This window comes from Streptomyces sp. NPDC002896 (assembly GCF_040295225.1).
GTDB lineage: Bacteria > Actinomycetota > Actinomycetes > Streptomycetales > Streptomycetaceae > Streptomyces.
Genome location: NZ_JBEOVA010000005.1, coordinates 426903 through 452800, shown reverse-complemented (window position 1 = coordinate 452800; position 25898 = coordinate 426903). Strand labels below are relative to the sequence as shown.

Here is a 25898-nt window from a genome sequence, read left to right as displayed (position 1 = left end):
GCCGCCTGCCATCTGCCCGCCGTCAGGCCTGCAGAGCCGACCTCAGGTCCGCCACGTCGATCTGTTCCGTCTCGTCGTGCTCGGTCAGGTCGATGACCTGGCCGACGGCCCGTTCGGTGTCCGCCGCCGGCTTGAAGTCGGCCTCGGCCTCCGCCTTGTGGAGAGCGAGGGCCTCCTCGCCGACGACGTCCGCCAGGTCCTGGTTCTGCACCGCTTCGAGTGCGGCCGGTGCCGCGCTCTTGGTGGTACCGAAGAAGTCGAAGCTTCCCTCGACCTCTCGGCGCCGCACCGGCGCGGGCGGTACGACCGCCGCTGCCGTCGGCACCAGATAGTGGCCCTTGGGCGTGGCGGCCGCCCGCGTGTGCTCGACGGCCGCCATGGGCTTCCCCTGTGACCCGCCCTCCCCGGCGGAGGCACTCTCCCCCGCGGAGGCGGACTCGGTCACGGCCGCGTGCTCCGCCGATGCCGCATGCTCCGCCGGCGCCGCGTTCGCCGACCTGCCGCCCCGCGCAAGGCGGTCCAGCGCGGAGTTGGCCCGCAGGAAGAGGTCCGGGCTCGGAGCCTCAGGGCGGGAAGCCGCGGCGACGCTCCCGGTGGACTCAGGCCCGGCGTCGGCGGAGTGGTTGGACGGGGACTCGTTGGACGCGGACTCACGGGACGCAGGCTCCGTAAGAGCGGGGACGGCAGGAGCGGGGACGGCAGGAGCGGGGACGGCAGGAGCGGGGACCGTAGGAGCAAGGGCCGCGGAGACGGGCTCCAGGCCGGCTCCCCTGGGCCCGTCCGCCGGCGGCAACGCCCGTGCCGGGGTCGCCGCCTCTATGGCGAGCAGCCGCCGCCCCTCAAGCGCGGAGGCCCGCTCGGTCTCCGCGTTCGCGTATCGCCGCAGCAGCGCCGCGTGCTCCGTGCGCAGCGCAGCCAGTTCGGCGCGCTTCGCCCGCAGCTTGTGCTCCAGCTTGATGCGCAGCTCGCGCGACTCGTCGAGGTCGGACTCGAGCTCGGCCGTCCGCTCCTCGTAACGCCACTCGTCGCTCTTGCGCGCTCGGGTCAGCTCCGCGACACGTTTGCCCGCCAGCCGGTCCCAGCGGCGCATGACGACCGAACCCAGGACGGCCACCGCCGCGGCAGCCCCGGCCAGCCCGCGGAGCACCACGGGCTCCGTGAACAGCCAGGCGCCGGCGGCGCATACGAGCGAGGCGCCCGCGATGGTCGAGGGTGGCAGCAGCCTGTGCAGGGGTGGTGAATGGCGGTGACGTCCACGTGGCATGGCCAGAAACTTACCGCGCGTAGGCGAATGATGGTGCCCCGGCAGGCAAAATCCTGGTCGCCGACGGCGCCCGTTGCACGCCCCCTTCTCGATCAGCTCATGATCACCTCTTGATCACCCCCGTCGACTCCGGATATCGGCCGTGGTGAGTGTTTCGGTCAACTCCCCCAGTACGCCGGTTTTCTCCTTGCCACCCGCAGCCACCAGCAGCGCCCACAGCACCCGCAGCCATCCGCATCCACCCGCACCCTTCGCGTTGACCACCGGCGGGGAACGGCAGCATCTCGCATTCACCCCGGCCGCGATCTTGACCTTCAGACCCGACTTCCCCGGATCGAAAGCGTCCCGAGGCCGTGCTTCTTCCCGAATTCGCGGGTCACGGCGAACGCGTTGAGGAATTCCTGGAGTATCGCGGCGTATTCGACGACGACGTCGCCGGCACCCTTCTCCAACTCCCGCTCACAGATATCGTCAACGGGAGGATCACGTCCCGGGTTCAGCGGTCGCAGCCGAGTCCGGAAACCTGCTCAGTCCGCGTCGAGCCGTCCGCTCAGCCACCCCAGCGCAGGCGGGATCTCACGCCGCCAGGTGTTGAGGTTGTGGCCGCCTGTTCCGAGGGTGATCGACGAGATCCGCGTCGGCGGCCTCGACCTCGCCTTGTCGATGAACCTCATGGTGGCCGCGTAGTTGGCCTCTCCCTGTCTGCTCGTGGTGACCAGCAGGGACGTACGGGGTGCAGGCATGTGGTCGAGGCACCACATCAGGTCGGCGCGCTTCTTCAACCCCTCGTCGCCCTTGAAGAGATCACCCGTGGTGACGTCGAGCGGCGCCCGGTAGTGCGCGGACAGGCCCGCCCCGGCGGCGTACACGTCGGGGTGGTGCATGGCGATCTTCAGCGCGCAGTAGCCGCCCGTGGAGTCGCCGATGATGCCCCAGCCGCCGGGCTTCCTGCCGACCCGGTAGTGCCCCGAGACGGCGTTCGGCAGGTCATCGGCGAAGAACGTCTCGGTGTGCGGGCCGCCGGGCACGTCCACGCACTCGGTGTCCCGCGGAGGCGCCACGGTCGGCCGCAGCATCACCAGGATCATCGGCCGCATCCGGCCGTCCTCGGCCTGCTCGTGTGCCGTCCGCGGATAGCGCAGGCTCTTGATGAGCGACTCGGCGGTGCCCGGGTAGCCGGTGAGGACGACGGCGGCGGGGAACCTGCGGTCCTGGTACCGCGGCTGGAAGTACTCGGGCGGCAGATAGACGTACGCGGGAGCGGCGATGTGCGACTCGCCGCCCACGATGCGGATCTTCTGGATCTGGCCGCCGACGGCGGGCCGGGAGCCGCCGGGCACGTTCACGCGCCGTGTGCCGAGCACACGGACCGGGCCGACACCGGCAGCGGTGTGGTCGACGACCACCCCCTGACCCTGCTCCCTGCCGAAAAGATCGGCCCAGGACGCGTAGAACTCGCCCGCCCGGTTGGCCGCGAGCCCGACCGAGACGAAGATCGCGAGCTGTGTGGCCAGCAGCAGCGCGACACGCCCCGTGACGGCCCGCCAGGTGCGTCTCGCCAGTCGCGGCCACCACCAGACGGTGCCGCCGAACAGCGCCACCACCAGCAGTACCGACAGCGCCATCACGTTGTCGCTCGTAAGTCCCATGGAGTGCCTACATACCTTTGCCGTTGCTTTAGCGCCTGTTGTCCTTCCGTGGGTGAACTCGTCCCCTCGATGCACCGTCATAGAGGACGCACCGTCGCGGGCACGGGTTGGCTCCGGGCCTCACGTCCCCGGAGTCGTCCGGATTCAGGGTGCTGGCAGGGCTACGGGATACGATGCCCGCTCAGGATAGATAGGGAAATATCGGGCATGACCCCTGACGGCACCGTGCACGGCGGCACGATCGGCGGAAACTCGGCGCCCGGAGACACGGGCAGGCTCCGACGCACCGGACCCCGACGCATACTGCGCGGCCCCCGCGCCGACACCGTCCCTGCCATCGTCGCCCGGGCCTGTGCGTTCGTCGGCCTTGTGGATGTCGCGGCCGGCGTCTTCCCGCGCTTCCGGCACAGCCGGATGCACGCCATTGCAGAGGTGCTGCCCGGCGCGCTCGGCCCGTTCGCCGCCGCACTCTCGCTCAGCGCGGGCATCCTGCTGCTGCTCCTCGCCCACGGACTGCGGCGCCACAAGCGGCGCGCCTGGCGGGCCGCCGTGGGGCTGCTGCCGGCCGGCGCCCTGGCGCAGTTCCTGTATCGGCACTCGCTGGTGGGCGTGCTGATCTCGCTCGTGCTGCTGGCGCTGCTGCTGCGCCACCGGGACGAGTTCGCGGCGCTGCCCGACCCGCGCAGCCGCTGGCTCGCGCTCGCCAACTTCGTCCTCATGGGCGCCGGTTCGCTCGGGCTCGGCCTGGTCATCGTCAGCGTCCACCCGGGCGAGACGGTCGGCAACCCGAGCCTCGCGGCCCGTCTCGAGCACGTCCTGTACGGGCTGTTCGGCTTCGAAGGCCCCGTCGACTACACCGGGCCCACGTCATGGACTGTCGCGTACTCGCTCGGCGCCCTCGGCCTCATCACCGCGATCACCACCATCTACCTGGCGCTCCGCCCGGAACACCCGGTCGCGCGGCTCACCTCGGACGACGAGGCGCGGCTGCGCGACCTGCTCGCCCGGCACGGCGGCCGCGACTCGCTCGGCCATTTCGCGCTCCGCCGCGACAAGGGCGTCGTCTTCTCGCCCAGTGGCAAGGCAGCCGTCTGCTACCGCGTCGTGTCCGGCGTCATGCTCGCCAGCGGCGACCCGATCGGCGACGTCGAGGCCTGGCCGGGCGCGATCGAACGCTTCATGGACGAGGCCAAGATCCACTCCTGGACGCCCGCCGTGATGGGCTGCTCCGAGACCGGTGGCGAGGTGTGGGCCCGCGAAACCGGCCTGGACGCGCTCGAACTGGGCGACGAGGCCGTGGTGGACGTCGCGGATTTCTCCCTCTCCGGGCGCGCGATGCGCAATGTCCGCCAGATGGTCAGGCGGATCGAGCGGGCCGGTTACGAGACCCGCGTACGACGCGTCGGTGACCTCGGCGAACAGGAGCTGGACCGGGTCCGGCGCGCCGTCGACGACTGGCGCGGCACCGACACCGAACGCGGGTTCTCCATGGCGCTCGGACGCCTCGGCGACGCGGCCGACGGCGACTGCCTGATCGCGACGGCGCACAGAGTCGAAGGGGCGGCGCGAAGCGCCTCGGGCAGGGCGGTGGCGGGAGACGGGCGGGACGACGCCGTGCCGGGGCCGTACGGCGACCTCAAGGCCGTACTCCACTTCGTCCCCTGGGGTGTGGACGGCGTCTCGCTCGACCTCATGCGCCGCGACCGCGCCGCGGACCCCGGAATGAACGAACTGCTCATCGTGGCGGCGCTGCAGGCCGCCCCGAAGTTCGGCATCGAGCGCATGTCCCTGAACTTCGCCATGTTCCGCTCGGCCCTCTCACGCGGCGAGAAGCTCGGCGCGGGCCCGGTGCTGCGCGCCTGGCGCGGCCTGCTGGTCTTCCTCTCGCGCTGGTTCCAGATCGAATCGCTGTACAAGTTCAACGAGAAGTTCCAGCCGCGCTGGGAGCCGAGGTTCGTGGTGTTCCGCAACACCCGCGACCTGCCGCGCATCGGCTTCGCCGCGCTGCAGGCGGAGGGCTTCGTGACACCGAGGCTGGCCCGGCTCTCACGGATCGGCGCGCAGGCACGGCGGCAGTGCGTGCACGGGGCGGCGACGGTGGAGAGGGGGCAGAAGGTGGGGGCGGCCCATTAGGAGAAGCGGGCAAAAAGAGCAAGTGGGCGGGAACCGGCCCCGGAGCCGCCGAAAGCCCCCGCCCCAGGCGGAAAGCCGCGCCGCAGGCGCAAAGGTGGGGGACCACAGCACACCTCCCCCGGGCCTAGGCTGGAAGCCATGAGTACGTTGCGTAGCCGCGGCCAGGTGACCGGTCTGCCCACATGGGACCGCTGCGCGGTCATGGGCGTCGTCAATGTGACCCCCGACTCCTTCTCGGACGGCGGCCGCTGGTTCGACACGACGGCCGCCGTCAAGCACGGCCTCGACCTCGTCGCCCAGGGCGCGGACCTCATCGACGTCGGCGGCGAGTCCACCCGCCCCGGCGCGACCCGCGTCGACGCCGAGGAGGAGCTGCGCCGCGTCATCCCCGTCGTCCGCGGCCTGGCCTCCGAGGGCGTCACGGTCTCCGTCGACACGATGCGCGCCTCCGTGGCCGAGCAGTCCCTTGCAGCCGGCGCCGCGCTCGTCAACGACGTCAGCGGCGGCCTCGCGGACCCCGCGATGGTCCCCGTCGTCGCCGACGCCGGCGCCCCCTTCGTGGTCATGCACTGGCGCGGGCTCCTGGAGGGCGGGAACATCCCCGGCACGTACGACGACGTGGTCTCCGAAGTCGTATCGGAGCTCCACGCGCGCGTGGAGGCCGCCATCGGGGGCGGCATCGCCCCGGACCGCATCGTCGTCGACCCGGGCCTGGGCTTCTCGAAGGGGACCGAGCACGATCTGGCGCTCCTCGCGCACCTGGACCGCCTGCGCGCGCTCGGCTATCCGCTGCTGGTCGCCGCGTCCCGCAAGCGGTTCCTCGGCCAGGTACTGGCCGACCCCGACGGCGCCCCGCCGCCCGCCCGGGAGCGGGACGCCGCCACCGCCGCGGTCTCGGCCATCGCCGCCCACCAGGGCGCGTGGGCGGTGCGCGTCCACGAGGTCCGGGCCACCGCGGACGCGGTCCGCGTCGCCCGGGCCGTAGAAGGAGCCCGGTGACCGGCCCCCGTACCGACGTCGAGCAGGTCGAACGCGCCAACACCGCCTTCTACGAGGCGATGGAGCGCGGCGACTTCGAGGAGCTGTCCGCCCTGTGGCTGACGGCCTCGGACACCGAGGACGGAGCGGGTCCCGCTGTCACGGCAGACGCACTCGACGACACGGAGATCACGGATCACGCGGATATGGCGGACGCCGTGGTGTCCGCACACCCCGAGATCTCCTGCGTGCATCCCGGCTGGCCGGTGCTGACGGGCCGCGGCGAGGTCCTGAGGTCGTACGCGCTGATCATGGCGAACACCGAGTACATCCAGTTCTTCCTGACGGATGTGCACGTGTCCGTCAGCGGGGACACCGCGCTGGTGAGCTGTACGGAGAACATCCTCAGCGGCGCCCCCGCCCCGGACGGCGGCCCCGAACCCGGCCCGCTCGTCGGCCAGCTCGTGGTCACCACGAACGTGTTCCGCCGCACATCCGACGGCTGGAAACTCTGGTCCCACCACGCCTCGCCCGTACTGGCCGAAACCGACGGGGACGAGGACGACGAGACCTCCGCCTGAGTGGGTAGGGGCCAGGCAGGGACGAGGAGTGGTTGGAATCACGTCGGCCGGGGTATGGACGGCTACCAGCCCGGTCGGGGGCGCCTCCAACCGCCCGGAAGGCCCTTGTACCAGCCTGTCCCCACCGTCCGCGCGCTGGGACTGTCGGTGCTCACGGGTAGATTCGACCGTGGCTGGTGTGCCGACCGCTCTCGGATGAGGCGGATCGGGCCATGGGCGTCCCGGTCGTCCGGGGCGTCCTTCAGGTGGCCAGGATGGCTCCTGGGGCCGCTCGTCCCGGCCCGGGGACAGGTCGTGTCCGCCATCCGCCAGATGAAAACCGTCCGACGAGAGCAGGAGTGATTCGCGTGGATCGTGTCGCGCTGCGCGGCCTCAAGGCCCGCGGGTACCACGGCGTATTCCCTAAGGAGCGCGAGGAGGGCCAGGTCTTCATCGTGGACCTGGTGCTCGGGCTGGACACCCGGCCTGCCGCCGCCGACGACGACCTGGCGAAGACCGTGCACTACGGCATCGTGGCGGAGGAGGTCGTGGCCGTCGTCGAGGGCGAGCCGGTCGATCTCATCGAGACGCTGGCCGAGCGCATCGCGGGCACCTGCCTGAAGCACGACGGGGTCCAGGAGGTCGAGGTGTGCGTCCACAAGCCGGACGCCCCGATCACCGTGCCCTTCGACGACGTGACCGTCACGATCACCCGGAGCCGAGTATGACTTCGTTTGTCAGCTGGGGGCAGAGCGACCCGACCGTGCAGCCTGTTCCCGTCTCCGTGGTGGAGAAGGTGGACGCCGCCGACACGACCCTGAGCAACCCGAAACAGGCCGTGATCTCCCTGGGGTCGAACCTCGGCAACCGCCTGGAGACCCTGCAGGGCGCCATCGACGCCCTGGAGGACACGCCGGGCATGCGCGTCAAGGCCGTCTCCCCCGTCTACGAGACCGAGCCCTGGGGCGTCGAGCCGGGCAGCCAGCCCGCGTACTTCAACGCCGTGGTCGTCGTGAAGACCACCCTCCCGCCCTCCTCGCTCCTGGAGCGCGCACACGCGATCGAGGAGGCCTTCAACCGCGTACGGGACGAGCGCTGGGGCCCGCGCACGATCGACGTGGACATCGTCGCCTACGCCGACGTGGTCTCCGAGGATCCGGTGCTGACGCTCCCCCACCCGCGCGCCCACGAGCGCGCCTTCGTCCTCGCGCCGTGGCACGACGTCGAGCCGGAGGCCCAGCTGCCCGGCCGCGGCCCCGTCGCACAGCTGCTGGCCGGCGTCACCCGGGCGGGTGTCACGCCGCGCGCCGACCTGGAACTCCGGCTGCCCGAATAGTCGTTAGGGTCTACCGGACCATGCTTTCACCGAGGGCGGCGAAGCCCGGCGGCGGCGACGAAGGGACGACGTGAAACAGCTGCGCATCAGGGTGCTGGCCGGCCTCTTCGTGGTGGCGGGGGTGCTGTCCTGGGCGGGAGCCCGGCTGTGGGACTCGGTCGGCACCCTGCCGCGGGTTCCGCTGGCCGCGCCCATCGTGCTGGCGCTGATCGCCGTCGTCCTGGTGGCGACGGCGCTCTCCATCCGCAACCGGCTCCGCGCCCAGCGCGAGCGCCGCCCCGGCGCCAAGGGCGTCGACCCGCTGATGGCGGCCCGCGCCGTCGTCTTCGGCCAGGCCAGCGCGCTCGTAGCGGCCCTCGTCTCGGGGATGTACGGCGGAACGGGCGTCTTCCTGCTGGAGTCCCTCGACGTCCCGGCCCGCCGCGACCAGGCGCTCTACGCGGGCTTCTCGGTCCTCGCCGGTATCGCCGTGATCGCGGCCGCGTTCTTCATGGAGCGCGTGTGCAAACTCCCGGAGGACGAGGACACCCCCGGTCAGGGCGCGACCCCGACGACGTAACCCGCCACCGGGGAACCGGGCGCCCTTACTTCGCCATGATCAGGCTCATCGCCTCGGCGCGCGTGGCCGGATCCCGCAGCTGGCCGCGGACCGCCGAGGTGATGGTCTTGGCGCCGGGCTTCCGCACACCCCGCATGGTCATGCACATGTGCTCGCACTCGATCACCACGATCGCCCCGCGCGGCTCCAGGATGTCCATCAGGGAGTCGGCGATCTGCGTGGTCAGGCGCTCCTGCACCTGCGGGCGGCGGGCGAAGACGTCCACGAGCCGGGCCAGCTTCGACAGCCCGGTGATCTTGCCGTCGGTGGACGGGATGTACCCGATGTGAGCGAACCCCACGAACGGGACGAGATGGTGCTCACAGGAGCTGAGCACCTCGATGTCCTTCACCAGGACCATCTCGTCATGCCCCAGGTCGAACGTCGTCGTCAGGACGTCCTCGGGCTTCTGCCACAGGCCGGCGAATATCTCCTTGTACGCCCGTGCCACGCGTCCCGGCGTGTCGCGCAGGCCCTCCCGGTCCGGGTCCTCGCCGACCGCGATCAGCAGTTCCCGTACGGCGTTCTCGGCGCGCTTCTCGTCGAACTCACCGATGGCGCCCTCGCCGTCCAGCGTCACGGGGTCGGTCATGTGTGCCTCGTTCCTGTGGTGTCGCGTACGGGCATACGGCAATGCCGCGCCCCCCAAGGCTAGAACCATGGGGGGCGCGGCATCCATTCCGGTACAGCTGTGACCTGCGTGACCACCGCGATGATCAGCTGTCGGTGCGGTCCTCCGGGGCCGAAGCGATCTCGGTGGACGACACGGGAGCCGCCTCCGTGGCCGCGCCTGCCGTCACCGCGGGCGTGGAGCCGTTGGCACCGTTCGTCAGCGACAGCTCCTTCGGGGAGAGCACCGGCGGACGGGTCGAGGGCGTACGCCGCGAGGAGCCGGTCCACGCGGGGCGGGTCGGGCGCTTGACGATGGGGGCGAAGATCTCGGCAATCTGCTCCTTGTTCAGCGTCTCCTTCTCAAGGAGCGCCAGAACCAGGTTGTCGAGGACGTCGCGGTTCTCGACGAGGATCTCCCAGGCCTCGTTGTGCGCGTTCTCGATGAGCTTCTTGACCTCTTCGTCGACCAGCGCCGCGACCTCTTCCGAGTAGTCCCGCGGGTGCGACATCTCGCGGCCCAGGAACGGCTCGGTGTTGTCGCCGCCGAACTTGATCGCGCCGAGCCGCTCGGTCATGCCGTACTGCGTGACCATGGCCCGCGCGGTCGCGGTCGCCTTCTCGATGTCGTTGGCCGCACCCGTGGTCGGGTCGTGGAAGACCAGTTCCTCGGCCGCGCGCCCGCCCAGCATGTACGCAAGCTGATCGAGCATCTCGTTGCGCGTGGTCGAGTACTTGTCCTCGTCCGGCAGGACCATCGTGTAGCCCAGTGCGCGGCCGCGGGACAGGATCGTGATCTTGTGGACCGGGTCGGAGTTCGGTGAGGCCGCCGCGACCAGGGCGTGACCGCCCTCGTGGTACGCGGTGATCTTCTTCTCCTTGTCCGACATGATCCGGGTCCGCTTCTGCGGGCCCGCCACGACGCGGTCGATCGCCTCGTCCAGCATCGAGTTGTCGATCAGCTTCCTGTCGCTGCGCGCGGTGAGCAGCGCCGCTTCGTTCAGCACGTTCGACAGGTCTGCGCCCGTGAAGCCCGGCGTACGCCGTGCGACGGCCGACAGGTCGACGTCCGGGGCGACCGGCTTGCCCTTCTGGTGGACCTTGAGGATCTCCAGACGGCCCTGCATGTCCGGGCGGTCGACGGCGATCTGCCGGTCGAAGCGGCCCGGGCGCAGCAGCGCCGGGTCGAGGATGTCGGGCCGGTTGGTGGCGGCGATCAGGATGACGCCGCCCTTCACGTCGAAGCCGTCCATCTCGACGAGCAGCTGGTTCAGCGTCTGCTCGCGCTCGTCGTGGCCGCCGCCGAGACCCGCACCGCGGTGCCGGCCGACGGCGTCGATCTCGTCGACGAAGACGATCGCCGGGGCGTTCGCCTTGGCCTGCTCGAAGAGGTCGCGCACTCGGGAGGCACCGACACCGACGAACATCTCGACGAAGTCGGAACCGGAGATCGAGTAGAACGGGACCCCGGCCTCACCGGCGACGGCGCGCGCGAGCAGCGTCTTACCGGTTCCGGGCGGGCCGTACAGCAGCACGCCCTTGGGGATCTTGGCGCCGACTGCCTGGAACTTCGCCGGCTCCTGCAGGAACTCCTTGATCTCCTGGAGCTCCTCGACGGCCTCGTCCGAGCCCGCCACGTCGGAGAACGTCGTCTTCGGGGTGTCCTTGGTGATGAGCTTGGCCTTGGACTTCCCGAAGTTCATGACCCGGGAGCCGCCGCCCTGCATCTGGTTCATCAGGAACAGGAAGACGACCACGATGAGGACGAAGGGCAGCAGCGAGAGCAGAATCCCGAGGAACGGGTTCTGCTTCGACGGCGCGACGGTGTAGCCGTCGGGGATCTGCTTGTCCTCGAACTTGGCCTGCAGGTCCTTGGCGAGGTCGACGCCCTGGTCGCCGATGTAGCTCGCCTGGATCTTGCTGCTGTTCTCTACCTTCTGGCCATCCTTGAGCTCGACCTTGATGGTCTGCTCGTCACCGGTGGTCAGCTTGGCCTGCTTCACCCGGTTGTCGTTGATGGCCTGGACGACCTGGCCGGTGTCCACTGTCTTGTAGCCGCCGGACGAGCCGACGACCTGCATCAACACGACCACGGCAAGGACGGCCAGCACGATCCACATGACCGGCCCACGGAAGTATCGCTTCACGTCCATCCATACGGAGCGGTGCCGCCCCGTCCCTCCTGCCATAGTGAGTTTGATAAAGACTGTTCTTCGGACGGTACCTCAGGATCGTCACCCGACGCTGCGGGGAAGACCGGTGATACCGCCCTCGCATCGTCCAACGGCGGGAAACGCCCAGTGGTTCCCGAATGTCCTGTGGGCCCGGGCACACCCGGACCACCGGCTCAGGAACCCCGAGAACGCTCAGGCACCGCCGTAGACGTGGGGCGCGAGCGTACCGACGAACGGGAGGTTGCGGTACTTCTCGGCGTAGTCCAGGCCGTACCCGATGACGAACTCGTTGGGGATGTCGAAGCCGACCCACTCGACGTCGATCGCGACCTTCGCCGCCTCCGGCTTGCGCAGCAGCGTGCACACCTTCAGCGACGCCGGCTCGCGCGAGCCGAGGTTGGAGATGAGCCAGGACAGCGTCAGCCCCGAGTCGATGATGTCCTCGACGATGAGGACGTGCTTGCCCTTGATGTCGGTGTCGAGGTCCTTGAGGATCCGCACGACTCCGGACGACTGGGTGCCCGCGCCGTATGACGACACGGCCATCCAGTCCATGGTGACGGGGGTGGACAGCGCACGGGCCAGGTCGGCCATGACCATCACGGCGCCCTTGAGCACACCGACGATCAGCAGGTCCTTGCCCGCGTACTCCGCGTCGATCTTCGCGGCCAGCTCTGCCAGCTTCGCGTCGATCTCTTCCTTGGTGATGAGCACCGACTTGAGGTCCGCACCCATGTCTTTCGCGTCCACCCGCATCACTTTCGGTCGTTCGAACCGACGTCCCGGCCGTCTGCCGTACCAGGCGGACCGGGGCTCTTCGTCAGCCTTGCCGAATCACCAGTCTGCCACCCTGCCGCTGGGCGACGACCCGGCCGGGGAGATTGATGGCGCCCTGACCGCGCCAGCCGGTGATCAGCCGGTCGACTTCTTCGATGTGGCGGGCGAACAGCGAACCGGCCGGGGAGCCCGCGGCGATGGCGGCGCGGCGCAGGACGCGGCGGCGTACGGCGGGCGGCAGCGCGTAGAGCTTGGCGCACTCGAGCAGCCCGGCGGCGTCGCGCACGGAGGCCTCGGCCTCGGCGGCCCAGGCGTCCAGGGCGTCGGCGTCGTCGCGGGAGAGCTGGGCCGTACGGGCGAGGGCCTCCACGACGCCCTTGCCGAGCGCCTTCTCCAGGGCGGGCAGGCCTTCGTGGCGCAGGCGCGAGCGCGTGTACGCGGGGTCGGTGTTGTGCGGGTCGTCCCAGACGGGCAGCGACTGGACCAGGCAGGCCTTGCGGGCGGTCTGCCGGTCGAGGTGCAGGAAGGGGCGGCGGTAACGGCCGGCGGCCCCCGAGACCGCGGCCATCCCGGACAGGGAGCGGATGCCGGAGCCGCGGGCGAGGCCCAGGAGGACGGTTTCGGCTTGATCATCGCGTGTGTGGCCGAGCAGGATCGCCGCGGCGCCGTGGCGCTCTGCGGCGGCGTCCAGCGCGGCGTACCGGGCCTCTCGGGCGGCAGCCTCGGGACCGCCGTCGCGGCCGACCGACACGCCGACGGAGTCGACGGGGTCCAGGCCGAGGGCGGTGAGCCGCGCGACGACTTCGGCAGCGCGGAGGTCCGAGCCGGGCTGCAGACCGTGGTCGACGGTGATGCCACCGGCGCGGATGCCGAGTTTGGGGGCTTCGAAGGCGAGGGCGGAGGCGAGCGCCATGGAGTCGGCGCCGCCGGAGCAGGCCACGAGCACAAGCGCATGCCCTGGCGCGCGCTCGGTGCGGGCCTCGGGAGTGCGTTGGTCGCTGAGGTCGATGAGGACGTCGTGGAGGACGCGGCGGACCGCCAGGCGTATCGCCGCGACCGCAGGATGGGGACCCATGTCCGGTTCCCTTCGGGAGTTCGGGAGTGTGCCTCGGAATCTGTCACTCGGTCACCGAGTGGCTGCACTGGCTGCCCGTCTCACACGGGCCGTTCAGTCACTCAGAGTGGTTCGATGGTGACAGAGCCGAGCCGTTACCCGAGCATTGCACGCCTTCTCAAGCCTCACGGTCCCTCGGACGGGTGATTACGGGCGTTCATAGCCGTCGCGGCATCCCACTCATCACGCCCCGGCTCACGACTCCGCCTTGCGGTGCACCCGGGCGACCCAGTCAGCCGGTTTGGCGATCTCCGACTTGGTGGGGAGCGTGTTGGGGGAGGTCCAGATCCGGTTGAAGCCGTCCATGCCGACCTCGTCGACGACGGTCCGTACGAACCGCTCGCCGTCCTTGTATTGCCGCAGCTTCGCGTCGAGGCCCAGCAGCTTGCGCAGCGCCTGGTCGAGGCGGGATGCGCCTCGCGCGCGGCGCTGCTGGAACTTCTCGCGGATCTCGCCCACGGACGGCACGACAGCCGGGCCGACGCCGTCCATCACGTAGTCCGCGTGGCCTTCTAGGAGCGACATCACGGCGGTCAGCCGGGCGAGGATCTCCCGCTGGGCGGGGGTCTGCACCAGCTCGACGAGGGAGTGGCCGCCGTCCTCCTCCTCGCCCTCCGGACGGCCGCCGGCCAGCGACTGCGCGGCCTCCCTGATGCGTTCGAGGACGGTCATGGGGTCGACGTCCGCCTCCGCCAGGAACGACTGGATCTCGCCCTCGAGGTGGTCGCGCAGCCAGGGCACGGCCGTGAACTGGGTGCGGTGTGTCTCCTCGTGCAGGCACACCCAGAGCCGGAAGTCGTGCGGGTCCACATCGAGCTCGCGCTCCACGTGGACGACGTTCGGCGCCACGAGCAGCAGTCTGCCGCCGCCGTTGCTGCCGGCCGGGAGTTCGCGCGTCGCCGGGGCGAACGTCTCGTACTGGCCGAGGACCCGCGAGGCGAGGAAGGACAGCAGCATGCCCAGCTCGACGCCGGTGACCTTGCCGCCGACGGCGCCGAGGACCGCGCCGCCCGGGCCGCCGCCGCGGCGCTGCTGCATCTTGTCGAGGAGGGGCTTGAGGATCTCCCGGAACCCGGCGACGTTGGCCCGGACCCAGCCGGGCCGGTCGACGACGAGCACGGGGGTGTCGTGGGCCTCGTCCGTGGCCAGCCGGGTGAAGCCCCGGACGTGCTCCTCCGATGCCTTGGCATGCCGGCGAAGTTCCGCGACGACGGCTCGGGCCTCGTCGCGTGTCACCTCTGGGCCCGGCCGCACGAGCCGGGTCGCGGTTGCCACCGCGAGATTCCAGTCGACCATCTCGGTGCCACCGATGCTCGTCATGCGTCAACGGTACGTGAGCGTGTCCGGCTGCGGAGGTTGTTGGAGCTCCCAGCCTTGGCTGGACCTCCGGGTCGACGGCACCGTATGTCGTGGTGCTGTGCCCACCCGTTCCGCCCAGCGGAACGGGTGGGCACAGCAGTAGCCGTCAACTGCAACCGCAGCCCGCCAGTGCCGACGCTGCTCTGTCCAGGGTCGACTGGGCCGTCTGCGGGTCCGTCGTGCCTGTTGTCATGAAGGCGAAGACCAGGAGGCGGCCGTCTGTGTCGGCCACTGTGCCGGCGAGGGTGTTCACGCCGGTCAGGGTGCCGGTTTTGGCGCGTACGAGGCCGGTGCCGAGGGCGTCTGCGGCATCGGCGTAGCGATTGCGCAGCGTGCCGGTGAAGCCGGCGACCGGCAGGCCGGTCAGGACCGGGCGGAGCTCCGGGTGGTCGGGGTCGGCAGCGCGGGCGAGGAGGGCGGTCAGCAGGCTTGCGCTGAGCCGGTCGGCGCGGTTCAGGCCGCTGCCGTCGGCGAACTGGGCGCCGGTCAGGGGGAGTTTCAGCTTCTTCAGCTGCTTGCCGATCGCCTTCGCCCCGCCGTCGAAGCTCGCCGGCTCGTCGGTCGCGAGCGCCGCCTGCCGGGACAGCGCCTCCGCGATGTCGTTGTCGCTGTTCGTCAGCATCCGCTCGACCAGCGCGGAGAGGGTGGGGGACTGCACCGCGGCCAGTTGCTCGGCGCGGTCCGTCGCCTTGGCCGAGGACGGGTCGGTCGTCTCGGTCTTGATGCCGCGGTCGCGCAGCAGGTTCGCGAACGTACGTGCCGCATCCGCCGCCGGGTCCCCGCTGCGCGGCGCCGGACCGCTGGCCGAGTCGTCGAGGCGGCCCTCGTCGGTCATCAGCGCGCTGACGGGCGCGATGTTCGAGTTGAGGCCGATGGGGTGTACCAGCGGACCCGAGTACAGCGACGTGTCGTAGCCGAGGGAGATCTCGTCCACGCCCTTGGCCTTGAGCGCGCGGGCCGTGTCGTCGGCCAGGGTGCGCAGGCTCGCGTTGCCCTTCGCGTCCTTGCGGGCGGTGAGGGTCGGGTCGCCGCCGCCGACCAGCACGACTTTCGCGTCCTTTGCGGAGCCGGGCTCGATGACCGCCCGCGTCGTGATGCGGTGGTCCGGGCCCGCCGCGGTGAGCACCGCCACGGCCGTCGCGATCTTGGTGGTCGACGCGGGCGTGAGCGCCTGGCCCGCCGCCTTGCCGTACAGCTGCTTCCCTGTGGCGGCGTCTACGACGGCGGCCGTGCGCTGGGGGCCCAGGGAGCCGCTGTCCAGCAGCGGGTCGAGCAGCTTGGCGAGTGCGTGCTCCTCGGGGACCTGTGCGGAGCCCGTGGACGCTCCGAGGGCCGCGAGCACGGAAGGCGCGCTCGGGGCGGCAGCCGGTGTCTTCCGGGCCCGCGCGTCCGTCCCGCCCGTCCCGTCCGCGGCGTCCTTGCGGGAGGCGGGGTTCCCGTGATCTGCGCCACCCCCGTCCTCCAGTGCGGCGGCCCGGTCCCGCTCCGCCGTACGCTGGCCGGAGTCCCAGGGACCGGCCGCGGCAACCGAGCCGGCCGCGAGGGCCAGGCCGACCACGGCCGCGCCTGCCGTGAGCTGCCAGGTTGCGAGTTTCGCGAACCGAACCCCGCACCGCCTCGCGAACCGCCCAGCCGTCAGCTCTGGCACGAGCACCAGCCCCTTTCGCGATCACACAACTGCGTGAGGGACACTTAATCACTGCGTCTTGCCGCGGGACCGCACCACGGCAGGCCCGGCCACACGTCCGGCCGGGTGTCCGGGGCCCGTGGCGGAGCCGTTTGACACATACGGCCCCGGGAGGATGCAGCACCACCCGATGTATGTGCATGTATGTGCTGATCATGGAGGAGCCACCGGTGGAGTTCGACGTCACGATCGAGATTCCGAAGGGATCGCGTAACAAGTACGAGGTGGACCACGAGACCGGTCGGATCCGCCTGGACCGTCGGCTCTTCACCTCGACCAGCTACCCGGCGGACTACGGCTTCGTCGAGAACACCCTCGGCGAGGACGGCGACCCGCTGGACGCGCTGGTCATCCTTGACGAGCCGACCTTCCCCGGCTGCCTCATCCAGTGCCGCGCCATCGGCATGTTCCGGATGACGGACGAGGCGGGCGGCGACGACAAGCTGCTGTGCGTCCCGGCGCACGACCCGCGCGTGGAGCACCTGCGTGACATCCACCACGTGTCGGAGTTCGACCGCCTGGAGATCCAGCACTTCTTCGAGGTCTACAAGGACCTGGAGCCCGGCAAGTCCGTCGAGGGCGCCAACTGGGTGGGCCGCGCGGACGCCGAGGCCGAGATCGAGCGTTCCTACAAGCGCTTGAAGGAGCAGGGCGGTCACTGACCCCCGGTTCTTGAACGGGCCTTTTTGAACGGGCCGCGTGATCCCGCTCGGGACCGCGCGGCCCGTTCGTGCGTTCGCGCCGGTCGGATGGTGCACTTCCCCCTGCGCATACTGGGGCGTATTGCCACAGCAACCATCAATTGAGGAAAGGAGGGCAACAGTCCGTGGCTCACCCCGAGGCGGAGGACCGCAAGCCGCAGTCGGACGAGGCGAGGAGCGCCTTCACACAGCCGATCGGCGTGGTGTCCCAGGCACCGGCGGCCGAGGACGAGTCGCAGACGACGTCCGAGTTCGCCATCCCGGACGGGCTGGCCGCGCCGGCCACGCAGGAGCCGGAGGGCTCGGCGTTCAGCACACCCAGCGCCTACAGCGCCCGGCACAGCATCCCCACGTTCACGCCGCCGTCGGGCATCCCCATGGTCAGGCTGACCAAGGAGGCCCCTTGGCAGGACCGGATGCGCACGATGCTGCGCATGCCGGTGGCCGAGCGTCCGGCGCCGGAGCCCGTGCAGAAGCACGACGACGATTCCGGGCCGGCCGTTCCGCGTGTGCTGGACCTGACCCTGCGTATCGGCGAACTGCTGCTCGCGGGCGGTGAGGGCGCCGAGGACGTGGAGGCGGCGATGTTCGCCGTCTGCCGCAGTTACGGCCTGGACCGGTGCGAGCCGACCGTCACGTTCACCCAGCTGTCGATCACGCACCAGCCCTCGCTGGTGGACGACCCGGTGACGGCGTCGCGGATCGTCCGCCGCCGGGGCACCGACTACACGCGGCTCGCGGCCGTCTTCCAGCTGGTCGACGACATCAGCGACCCTGAGACCGAGATCTCCCTGGAGGAGGCCTACAGGCGCCTCGCGGAGATCCGCCGCAACCGGCACCCCTATCCGGGCTGGGTGCTGACCGCGGCCGGCGGGCTTCTCGCGGGTGCCGCGTCGGTTCTGGTCGGCGGCGGCTTCATCGTGTTCGTGGCGGCGGCACTCGGCGCGATGCTGGGCGACCGGCTCGCCTGGCTGTGCGCGGGGCGCGGGCTGCCGGAGTTCTACCAGTTCGTGGTGGCCGCCATGCCGCCAGCCGCGATCGGCATCGCGCTGACCCTCGCACACGTCCCCGCACCGGCCTCCGCGGTGGTCACCGGTGGGCTCTTCGCACTGCTGCCGGGGCGCGCCCTCGTTGCGGGCGTGCAGGACGGGCTGACCGGCTACTACATCACCGCGTCCGCGCGGCTGCTGGAGGTTCTGTACCTGTTCGTCGGCATCGTCACCGGTGTCCTGGTGGTGCTCTACTTCGGCGTGAAGTTCGGCGCCAAGCTCAATCCGGACGCGGCGCTGCTGACCGTCGAGCGGCCTGTGTGGCAGATCGCCGCGTCGATGGTGCTGTCGCTGGCCTTCGCGGTGCTGCTCCAGCAGGAACGGTCCACCGTGCTGCTGGTGACGCTGAACGGCGGCGTGGCCTGGGTGGTCTACGGCGCGCTGCACTACGCGGGCGGCCTCTCGCCGGTCGCGTCGACGGCGATCGCGGCGGGCCTGGTGGGCCTCTTCGGCCAGCTCCTGTCGCGTTACCGGTTCGCGTCCGCGCTGCCGTACACCACGGCCGCGATCGGGCCGCTGCTGCCCGGTTCCGCCACGTACTTCGGGCTGCTGGCGATCGCTCAGAACAACGTCGACAAGGGCATGGTCTCGCTCACCAAGGCGGCCGCGCTGGCGATGGCCATCGCAATCGGCGTGAACCTGGGGTCGGAGATCTCCCGGCTGTTCCTGCGGGTGCCAGGCGCGACGGCGGCGGGCCGCCGCGCGGCCAAGCGGACCAGAGGTTTCTGAGACCCCGGGGTCACATCAGAGATCCCAGGATCACATCAACCACCCATTGAGGAACCACGGCGGCGAGCAACCACGTCCGCGAGAGCGGCGCCGGCTTAGGCGCAAAAAGGCGCGTCAGCGCTTGGCGTGGCGGCCGCGCTGGGCCGTCGGAGCCACCGCGTCCCGGCCGGACCCGGCGTCCGCCGCGGCGCTCCTCTTGGCCTTGCCGCGAGCGCGCAGGAACTCGATGATGATCGGGACCACCGAGATGAGGACGATCAGGATCAGGATCGCCTCGATGTTCTTGTGGACGAAGTCGATGTTGCCGAGCCAGGAGCCGAGCAGCGTGACGCCGGCGCCCCAGAGCACGCCGCCGATGACGTTGAAGATGAGGAACGAGCGGTACCGCATGCCGCTGACGCCGGCGATGATCGGCGTGAACGTGCGCACGATGGGCACGAAGCGGGCCAGGACCAGGGACTTGGGGCCGTACTTCTCGAAGAACTCGTGGGCCTTGACCACGTTCTCCTGCTTGAAGAGGCGGGAGTCCGGGCGGGTGAAGAGCGCGGGGCCGACCTTCTTGCCGAACATGTAGCCCGCCTGGTCGCCGAGGATCGCGGCGAGGCAGATCAGGCCGATGGCCCCCCACAGCGGGAAGTCCAGCTGCTTGGACGTGATCAGCAGACCGGTGGTGAACAGCAGCGAGTCGCCCGGCAGGAAGAAGCCGATGAGCAGGCCGGACTCGGCGAAGACGATGAGGAGTAGGCCCCAGATGCCGAAGGTGTTGAGCAGGTAGTCCGGATCCAGCCAGCTTGGTCCGAGCGCAAGCGTCATCACGGTTCCGGGCTCCTGAGGGGTCATGAAGGGGCAAAGGGGCGGTCCTGGCCGCACAAAGTTACCAACGCAAGGTGACACTGCCAGGTTCCCCCGGCCTCCTCAGGATGCACTGTGCGCGAACTGGGGCAAACCTGTGGCTGCCCCAGCCGCATTCGTCCCCTAGCGGTCCGGTGCCCGGGCGCTGATCCTGATCCGTCCAGGTCAGGCCTGGCGTCGTGTGACGTTGGCCACGATCGCGTCACGCAGATGGACGGCAAGTCCCGGCCGCATGGAGTCGTAGAACTCCCGGAACCTCTCGTCCGAGACATACATCTCGCCGAGACCCTGGTGGATCTCGAGGGTGCACTCGTAGAACCACTTGGTGATGTGCTGCCGGTGCTCCTCGGCCATGTCCATGGCCCGCTCGCCCGACGCCGGCTCCCCTTCCGCCATCAAGGCGTCGTAGCGCGCGGCCCAGTCGGCGACCTCGTCCTGCATCCGCTTCCAGTCGGCCTTCGTGTAGCGGGCGGCACGCCGCTGGGATTCGGCGTACGTCTCCGTGCCACCCCAGCGCGCCTCCGCCTCCTCCGCGTACGCCTCCGGGTCCTTGTCCCCGAAGACCTCGAACTTCTCTTCGGGCGTGAGATTGATACCCAACTTCCTCGCCTCCATGGCGTGTTCCACGGCCTCGGCCATCTTCTGCAGCTCGGCGATCCGGGCGGTCAGCAGCTCGTGCTGGCGCCGCAGGTGCTCGCGCGGATCCGCGCCCGGGTCGTCGAGCAGGGCCGCGACCTCGTCGAGCGGAAAGCCGAGCTCCCGGTAGAAGAGGATCTGCTGCAGCCGGTCGAGGTCCGCGTCGCCGTACCGGCGGTGGCCGGCATGGCTGCGCTCGCTCGGTACGAGCAGCCCGATCTCGTCGTAGTGGTGCAGGGTGCGCACGGTGATCTTCGCGAACGCGGCCACCTGTCCCACGGAGTAGCTCACGGCTCCCGCTCCTTTCTCGGTACGCACGCCACGATGGGTCCTCACGCGACGTGAGGTGCAAGCCCGAAGCCGCATCCTCGGCTCGACGACTGAACCGCGGGCTCGACTGCCGGCCCGTCGGCACCTCCCACCGAGCGCCACGCCCGATACCTACGTAACCTCGCGATGGGGGCACCATCCCACCGCGAGGAGAGCCATGCCCCTCCACAAAGGCACGAGGCCCGACGAGCGACCGCTGTCCGTCAACCCCTTCTTCGGCGAGGCGAATCCGGTCGGCGGCAGGGAGCTGGCCCCGCCCACGCACCGGCTCCCCGACGGGCCGATGCCACCCGACACCGCGTACCAGCTCGTGCATGACGAGCTGATGCTCGACGGCAACTCCCGGCTCAACCTGGCCACCTTCGTCACCACCTGGATGGAGCCGCAGGCCGGGGCGCTGATGGGCGAGTGCCGGGACAAGAACATGATCGACAAGGACGAGTATCCGCGCACGGCCGAGCTGGAGCGGCGCTGTGTGGCGATGCTCGCCGATCTGTGGAACGCGCCCGACCCGTCCGCTGCCATCGGCTGTTCGACCACCGGCTCGAGCGAGGCCTGCATGCTCGCCGGTATGGCGCTCAAACGCCGCTGGGCGAACCGCAACGCCGACCGCTATCCGTCCCGGGAGGCCCGGCCGAACCTCGTCATGGGCATCAACGTGCAGGTGTGCTGGGGCAAGTTCTGCACCTTCTGGGAGGTCGAGCCCCGGACGGTGCCCATGGAGGGCAACCGCTACCACCTCGACCCCCAGGCCGCCACGGAGCTGTGCGACGAGAACACCATCGGCGTGGTCGCCGTCCTGGGCTCCACCTTCGACGGATCGTACGAACCCGTGGCGGAGCTCTGCGCGGCCCTGGACGGTCTGCAGGAGCGCACCGGCCTGGACATCCCCGTGCATGTCGACGGCGCATCGGGCGCAATGTTCGCACCGTTCCTCGACACCGACCTGGTCTGGGACTTCCGGCTGCCGCGGGTGTCGTCCATCAACACGTCGGGCCACAAGTACGGGCTCGTCTATCCGGGTGTCGGCTGGGCGCTGTGGCGGTCGGACGCCGAGCTGCCCGAGGAGCTGGTCTTCCGGGTCAACTATCTGGGCGGCGACATGCCCACCTTCGCCCTGAACTTCTCCCGGCCCGGCGCCCAGGTCGTCGCGCAGTACTACACACTGCTCCGGCTCGGCCGCGAGGGATACCGGGCCGTCCAGCAGACCGCCCGGGACGTCGCCCGGTCCCTCGCCGAACGTATCCAGGCCCTGGGCGACTTCCAACTGCTCACCCGCGGCGACCAGCTGCCCGTGTTCGCGTTCACGACGGCGCCGGACGTCACCGCGTACGACGTCTTCGACGTGTCCCGGCGGCTGCGCGAGCACGGCTGGCTGGTGCCCGCCTACACCTTCCCCGCCAAGCGGGAGGACCTCTCCGTGCTGCGGATCGTGGTGCGCAACGGCTTCTCGTCGGACCTCGCGACGCTCCTGGTGGAGGATCTGGAGCGGCTCCTGCCGGAACTGCGGTGCCAGCCGCACCCGTTGACGCACGACCGGGAGGCGGCCATCGCGTTCCACCACTGAGGCCGCCGGTCAGCGGACCGGCCTCAAGCCACCCATCGGTTACTCCTGGTCGCCCCTGTGCGGCACCCCGGTCGCGTACGGGTTCTTCTCCCCCTCCGCCAGCACCCCCACGAACGGCTCGCCCTCGCCCGCGAACGTGTACGCCCCGCCCTTGATGCGGTCGATCAGGCCCCGTGTCCACTCGGCTCCGCGGTCCGCCGAGTACACCCAGAAGTTCATGATCTCGCCGATGTGGCCTAGCTGTTCGGGCCCGTCCGCCGGGGTGTAGTACTCGGTGACGGCCGCGCGCCACTCCCCTATGCCGCGCACCCGCTCCTCGAGGAGTTCGAGCGCCTCCTCGCGTTCCAGGTCGACCATGCACCCGAGAGCGGCCGACAGGACGTCCGGCTTCTGGTCGTACGCCGTCAGGGACTCGCGCAGCAGCTTGAAGTACTCCTGGTTGCCCTTGTCGGTGACCTCGTACTCGGTGCGCGGCGGGCCGCCGGCCGTGGAGGGCGCGATCTCGTGGGCGTGCAGCAGGCCCTGCTTGGCCATCTGCTTGAGGGCGTGGTAGATCGAACCCGGCTTGGCGTTCGACCACTCGTGGGCGCCCCAGTACTCGAGGTCGTTGCGCACCTGGTACCCATGGGCCCGTCCGTGCTGGCGGACCGCACCGAGCACCAGCAACCGGATCGCCGACATCCCACGCCCCTCACCTGCATGCTGGTCAACTTTGACCAGCGTAGCCCTGCTCCATGGCCACCAGCTCGAAGGCCGTCCTGCCGTCGAGCGACTCACGGATGATGTCGGCGTGCCCGGCATGCCGGTCCATCTCGCTGATCAGCCGGAGCAGCAGCCAGCGCATCGAGACGCGCTCCTTGGGGAACCACGGCTGGTCCGGCAGCGCGAAGGTGTCGTTCAGGCTGGGCACCGCGCGGATGAACTCCTCGGTCTGCCCGGCGATCTCCGCCCAGTGCGCGAGCTGCTGCTCGACGGTCTCCTCGCCGATGAGCTGGAAGCACTCGTGCCAGTTCTCCTCGGTCCGCCTGACCGGCGGCTCCTCGCCCTTGGCCCGGGCCACCCAGCCCTGCTCGACCTCGGCCACGTGCTTGAGCAGCCCGGATAGCGACAGCTCGCTCGCGCTGGGTTTCTTCGCCGCCTGCTCCTCGGTCAGGCCGAGCAGCGCCCGCCGGATGCCGCCGCGCGCCTCCTCCAGGAAGCCGAGCAACGCTCCGCGCTCGTCGCCATGTGCCTCTGCGGAAACGTGAGTGACCATGATCGGGCTGCCTTTCGTCGGTGCGTTGCCGCTTTCGGTACGTACGACGTTAGGAACCCTTGCGGTCAGGTTCGGTCCGCAACTGCGCGGCGGAGCCGCGGGAAACTCAGAGCGGGAACTCGCTCCGCCCGTGCTGCACCGAGATCCACCTCTTCGTGGTGAAGGCGTCCACCGTGGACTCGCCGTTCAGCCGCCCGAGGCCCGAGTCCTTCTCGCCTCCGAAGGCGACCAGCGGATCGTCGTGCACCGTGCCGTCGTTGACGTGCACCATGCCGCTCTCGATGCGGCGTGCGAAGCGCACCGCACGCTCGATGTCGGCGGCGTGCACGGCGCCGCTGAGCCCGTACGGCGTGTCGTTGGCGATACGTATCGCCTCCTCCTCGCCGTCGAACGGGACGAGGAGGGCCACCGGGCCGAAGATCTCCTGCCGCAGCACGGGCGAGTCCGCCGGCAGGCCGGTGAGGACGGTCGGCTCCACCAGGTTGCCCATGGTCCGCCCGCGTACGAGCGCCGTGGCGCCGTCGGCGAGCGCCTGGTCGACCAGGGTGGTGAGCGCGTCCGCCTGGAAGGCGTTGATGAGCGGGCCGATATGGGTGTCGGGATCGCGCGGGTCGCCGGTCTTCAGCGCCTTGACCCGGGCGGTGAACTTCTCCGTGAACTCCTGCTCAACGGAGCGGTCGACCAGGATGCGGTTGGCGGCCATGCAGACCTGCCCCTGGTACACGTACCGACTGAAGACCGCGGCATCCACGGCGTAGTCGATATCCGCGTCGTCGAGGACCACCAGCGCGCTGTTCCCGCTCATCTGCAGGACGGCGCGCTTGAGATGGCCGGCCGCCACGGAGGCGATGTGCCGCCCCACGCGGTCAGAGCCGGCGAACGAGATGACCTTCGCGAGCGGATGCTCGATGAGGGCGTCGCCGATCTCGGCTATGTCGGTGACGATGACGTTCAGCAGCCCGGCCGGCAGGCCCGCGTCCTCGAAGATCCGCGCGATGAGCCCGCCGCCGACGACGGGCGTGTTCTGGTTGGGCTTGACGACGACGGCGTTGCCCAGTGCCAGCGCGGGCGCGACCGACTTGAGCGTGATCAGGAACGGGAAGTTGAAGGGGCTGATCACCGTCACGACACCGGCGGGCTGCCGGAAGACGCGGCTCTCCTTGCCGGGGATGGGCGAGGGCACGATCTGCGCCTCGGGCCACATCGAGATGTGCACCGCCTCGCGGATGAACTCCTTGGCGAGATGCACCTCGTACCGCGCCTTGGTCCAGGTCCCGCCGAGCTCCTCGACGATGGCCTCGACGATCTCGTCCTCACGGGCCTCGGTGATCCGCAGCGCCCGCTCCAGCACCTGCCGTCTGTCGTAGGGGCCCGCCTGCTCCCAGGACTTCTGGGCCCGCGCCGCGGCGCGGAAGGCCTCGTCGACCTCGGAAACGGTCGCGACCGTCAGCGCGGCGAGCTTCTCACCGTTGTACGGATTGAAGTCGATGATGTCCCACGAGCCGCTGCCGGTCCGCCACTCGCCGTCGATGTACTGGTGGGCCAGGTCGGTGAAGAAGGACATGCGATCCCCAACTGCGAGAGGCGACGCCTGATGAGACGTCATCGTACTTGTGTCTTATATGAGTTGGAGTAGCCCTCGGAGAACGTCCCGCGATTGGGCCGGATCCGGACTCTCGCCCTGCAGCCGGTCCATGGCTTTTGCGTACTGTGTGACGTCTTCCCGCTTGTCCAGGTACAGCGCGCTGGTGAGTTGTTCGAGATAGACGACGTCGGACAGATCGGACTCGGGGAAGCTGAGCACGGTGAAGGCACCGCTCTCGCCGGAGTGCCCGCCGAAGCTGAAGGGCATCACCTGGAGCTTGACGTTCGGCCGCTCGGACACCTCGATCAGATGCTGGAGCTGCCCGCGCATGATGTCCCTGTTCCCGTAGGGCCGGCGCAGGGCAGCCTCGTCCAGTACGACGTGGAAGTCCGGGGCGCGTTCGGAGACGAGCAGTTTCTGGCGCTCCAGGCGCAGCGCGACGCGCCGCTCGATGTCGGCCGGGCTCGCCCCCTCCCCCATACCGCGCTCGACGACCGCGTGCGCATACGCCTCGGTCTGCAGCAGGCCGTGCACGAACTGGACCTCGTAGACACGGATGAGGGATGCGGCACCTTCAAGTCCCACGTATGTCTGGAACCAGCCGGGGAGCACGTCCGAGTAACTGTGCCACCAGCCCGCGACGTTGGCCTCCTTCGCCAGGGAGAGCAGCGCACCGCGCTCGGCCTCGTCCGTGACGCCGTACAGCGTCAGCAGATCCTCCACGTCCCTCGCCTTGAAGCTCACGCGCCCCAACTCCATGCGGCTGATCTTCGATTCGGACGCACGGATCGAATAACCGGCCTTCTCGCGCGTGACGCCGCGCGCTTCCCGCAGCCGCCTGAGCTGTGAACCCAGGAGGATGCGCCGCACCACGGAGCCTCCCCCAGGACTCAACGCCTGGGGGGACCCCCATGACTCGCCTGCGGTCACTTCGTCACCCTTCCCAACGTCTCCAG

24 protein-coding genes are annotated in these 25898 nt (G+C 70.0%); 9 read left to right on the top strand and 15 right to left on the bottom strand.

The window, feature by feature from the left end:
* Window positions 1–22: 22 nt before the first annotated feature.
* The 3 genes from ABT009_RS11495 to ABT009_RS11485 form a co-directional block, all read right to left on the bottom strand.
* On the bottom strand, window positions 23–1264 hold the full coding sequence (locus tag ABT009_RS11495) for a hypothetical protein (protein WP_351292066.1): 1242 nt from the start codon (window positions 1262–1264) through the stop codon (window positions 23–25).
* Between the two features lie 314 nt (window positions 1265–1578).
* A complete protein-coding gene (locus ABT009_RS11490; RefSeq protein WP_351292064.1) occupies window positions 1579–1716 on the bottom strand; it encodes a hypothetical protein in 138 nt (45 codons plus the stop codon).
* Window positions 1717–1791: 75 nt separating this feature from the next.
* Window positions 1792–2913, bottom strand: coding sequence for an alpha/beta hydrolase (locus tag ABT009_RS11485; protein ID WP_351292062.1), 1122 nt, complete (start codon window positions 2911–2913; stop codon window positions 1792–1794).
* Between the two features lie 207 nt (window positions 2914–3120).
* On the opposite strand from ABT009_RS11485, the gene ABT009_RS11480 reads away from it, so the two are divergent.
* The 6 genes from ABT009_RS11480 (at window position 3121) to ABT009_RS11455 (ending at window position 8479) form a co-directional block, all read left to right on the top strand.
* Window positions 3121–5046 carry a phosphatidylglycerol lysyltransferase domain-containing protein gene (locus ABT009_RS11480; RefSeq protein ID WP_351292060.1) on the top strand — a complete coding sequence of 642 codons (1926 nt, stop codon included), beginning with the start codon at window positions 3121–3123 and terminating at the stop codon, window positions 5044–5046.
* A gap of 138 nt (window positions 5047–5184) precedes the next feature.
* Window positions 5185–6045 carry a dihydropteroate synthase gene (gene folP / locus ABT009_RS11475; protein WP_351292058.1) on the top strand — a complete coding sequence of 287 codons (861 nt, stop codon included), beginning with the start codon at window positions 5185–5187 and terminating at the stop codon, window positions 6043–6045.
* Entirely contained in the window at window positions 6042–6605 is a 564-nt protein-coding gene (locus ABT009_RS11470) for a nuclear transport factor 2 family protein (protein ID WP_351292056.1), read from the top strand. Before folP ends, ABT009_RS11470 begins: the two co-directional genes overlap by 4 nt.
* Window positions 6606–6952: 347 nt before the next feature.
* Entirely contained in the window at window positions 6953–7312 is a 360-nt protein-coding gene (gene folB / locus ABT009_RS11465) for a dihydroneopterin aldolase (RefSeq protein ID WP_067282949.1), read from the top strand.
* The gene (gene folK / locus ABT009_RS11460) at window positions 7309–7920 is read left to right on the top strand and encodes a 2-amino-4-hydroxy-6-hydroxymethyldihydropteridine diphosphokinase (protein WP_351292053.1); all 612 of its coding nucleotides are present in this window, start codon (window positions 7309–7311) and stop codon (window positions 7918–7920) included. Before folB ends, folK begins: the two co-directional genes overlap by 4 nt.
* Before the next feature lie 70 nt (window positions 7921–7990).
* The gene (locus ABT009_RS11455) at window positions 7991–8479 is read left to right on the top strand and encodes a DUF3180 domain-containing protein (RefSeq protein WP_351292051.1); all 489 of its coding nucleotides are present in this window, start codon (window positions 7991–7993) and stop codon (window positions 8477–8479) included.
* Between the two features lie 25 nt (window positions 8480–8504).
* Here ABT009_RS11455 and folE read toward each other — a convergent pair whose 3' ends face one another.
* The 6 genes from folE to dacB form a co-directional block, all read right to left on the bottom strand.
* The gene (gene folE, locus ABT009_RS11450; protein ID WP_351292049.1) at window positions 8505–9110 is read right to left on the bottom strand and encodes a GTP cyclohydrolase I FolE; all 606 of its coding nucleotides are present in this window, start codon (window positions 9108–9110) and stop codon (window positions 8505–8507) included.
* Window positions 9111–9234: 124 nt separating this feature from the next.
* Complete coding sequence (gene ftsH / locus ABT009_RS11445; RefSeq protein ID WP_351292204.1) at window positions 9235–11280, bottom strand: ATP-dependent zinc metalloprotease FtsH; 2046 nt, start codon at window positions 11278–11280, stop codon at window positions 9235–9237.
* A 213-nt stretch (window positions 11281–11493) separates the two neighbouring features.
* The gene (gene hpt / locus ABT009_RS11440) at window positions 11494–12057 is read right to left on the bottom strand and encodes a hypoxanthine phosphoribosyltransferase (RefSeq protein WP_351292047.1); all 564 of its coding nucleotides are present in this window, start codon (window positions 12055–12057) and stop codon (window positions 11494–11496) included.
* A 64-nt stretch (window positions 12058–12121) separates the two neighbouring features.
* Complete coding sequence (tilS, locus tag ABT009_RS11435; protein WP_351292045.1) at window positions 12122–13153, bottom strand: tRNA lysidine(34) synthetase TilS; 1032 nt, start codon at window positions 13151–13153, stop codon at window positions 12122–12124.
* Window positions 13154–13387: 234 nt separating this feature from the next.
* Window positions 13388–14512, bottom strand: a complete 1125-nt coding sequence (locus ABT009_RS11430; protein ID WP_351292043.1) for an Rv3626c family coenzyme F420 biosynthesis-associated protein — start codon at window positions 14510–14512, stop codon at window positions 13388–13390.
* 145 nt (window positions 14513–14657) lie between these two features.
* Window positions 14658–16199, bottom strand: coding sequence for a D-alanyl-D-alanine carboxypeptidase/D-alanyl-D-alanine endopeptidase (gene dacB / locus ABT009_RS11425; RefSeq protein WP_502989848.1), 1542 nt, complete (start codon window positions 16197–16199; stop codon window positions 14658–14660).
* Between the two features lie 209 nt (window positions 16200–16408).
* Here dacB and ABT009_RS11420 point away from each other — a divergent pair, with 209 nt between their 5' ends.
* Both ABT009_RS11420 and ABT009_RS11415 read left to right on the top strand, forming a co-directional pair.
* Entirely contained in the window at window positions 16409–16900 is a 492-nt protein-coding gene (locus ABT009_RS11420) for an inorganic diphosphatase (protein ID WP_053746895.1), read from the top strand.
* A gap of 164 nt (window positions 16901–17064) precedes the next feature.
* Complete coding sequence (locus ABT009_RS11415; RefSeq protein WP_351292041.1) at window positions 17065–18717, top strand: threonine/serine exporter family protein; 1653 nt, start codon at window positions 17065–17067, stop codon at window positions 18715–18717.
* Between the two features lie 114 nt (window positions 18718–18831).
* Here ABT009_RS11415 and ABT009_RS11410 read toward each other — a convergent pair whose 3' ends face one another.
* Window positions 18832–19533 (bottom strand): DedA family protein, encoded by a 702-nt coding sequence (locus tag ABT009_RS11410; RefSeq protein ID WP_351292039.1) that lies wholly within the window; start codon window positions 19531–19533, stop codon window positions 18832–18834.
* 201 nt (window positions 19534–19734) lie between these two features.
* Window positions 19735–20496 carry a MerR family transcriptional regulator gene (locus ABT009_RS11405; protein ID WP_351292037.1) on the bottom strand — a complete coding sequence of 254 codons (762 nt, stop codon included), beginning with the start codon at window positions 20494–20496 and terminating at the stop codon, window positions 19735–19737.
* A 196-nt stretch (window positions 20497–20692) separates the two neighbouring features.
* Here ABT009_RS11405 and gad point away from each other — a divergent pair, with 196 nt between their 5' ends.
* A complete protein-coding gene (gad, locus tag ABT009_RS11400) occupies window positions 20693–22102 on the top strand; it encodes a glutamate decarboxylase (protein WP_351292035.1) in 1410 nt (469 codons plus the stop codon).
* 39 nt (window positions 22103–22141) lie between these two features.
* Here gad and ABT009_RS11395 read toward each other — a convergent pair whose 3' ends face one another.
* The 4 genes from ABT009_RS11395 to ABT009_RS11380 all read right to left on the bottom strand — a co-directional run bounded on the left by ABT009_RS11395 (window position 22142) and on the right by ABT009_RS11380 (window position 25872).
* The gene (locus ABT009_RS11395) at window positions 22142–22783 is read right to left on the bottom strand and encodes a PadR family transcriptional regulator (RefSeq protein ID WP_351292033.1); all 642 of its coding nucleotides are present in this window, start codon (window positions 22781–22783) and stop codon (window positions 22142–22144) included.
* Window positions 22784–22808: 25 nt separating this feature from the next.
* Window positions 22809–23357: a DinB family protein gene (locus tag ABT009_RS11390; RefSeq protein WP_351292031.1), complete on the bottom strand. Its 549-nt coding sequence runs from the start codon at window positions 23355–23357 to the stop codon at window positions 22809–22811.
* Between the two features lie 106 nt (window positions 23358–23463).
* Window positions 23464–24921, bottom strand: a complete 1458-nt coding sequence (locus ABT009_RS11385) for an aldehyde dehydrogenase family protein (RefSeq protein WP_351292029.1) — start codon at window positions 24919–24921, stop codon at window positions 23464–23466.
* 54 nt (window positions 24922–24975) lie between these two features.
* Window positions 24976–25872, bottom strand: coding sequence for a Sco1979 family transcriptional regulator (locus tag ABT009_RS11380; RefSeq protein ID WP_502989847.1), 897 nt, complete (start codon window positions 25870–25872; stop codon window positions 24976–24978).
* Window positions 25873–25898 lie beyond the last annotated feature (26 nt).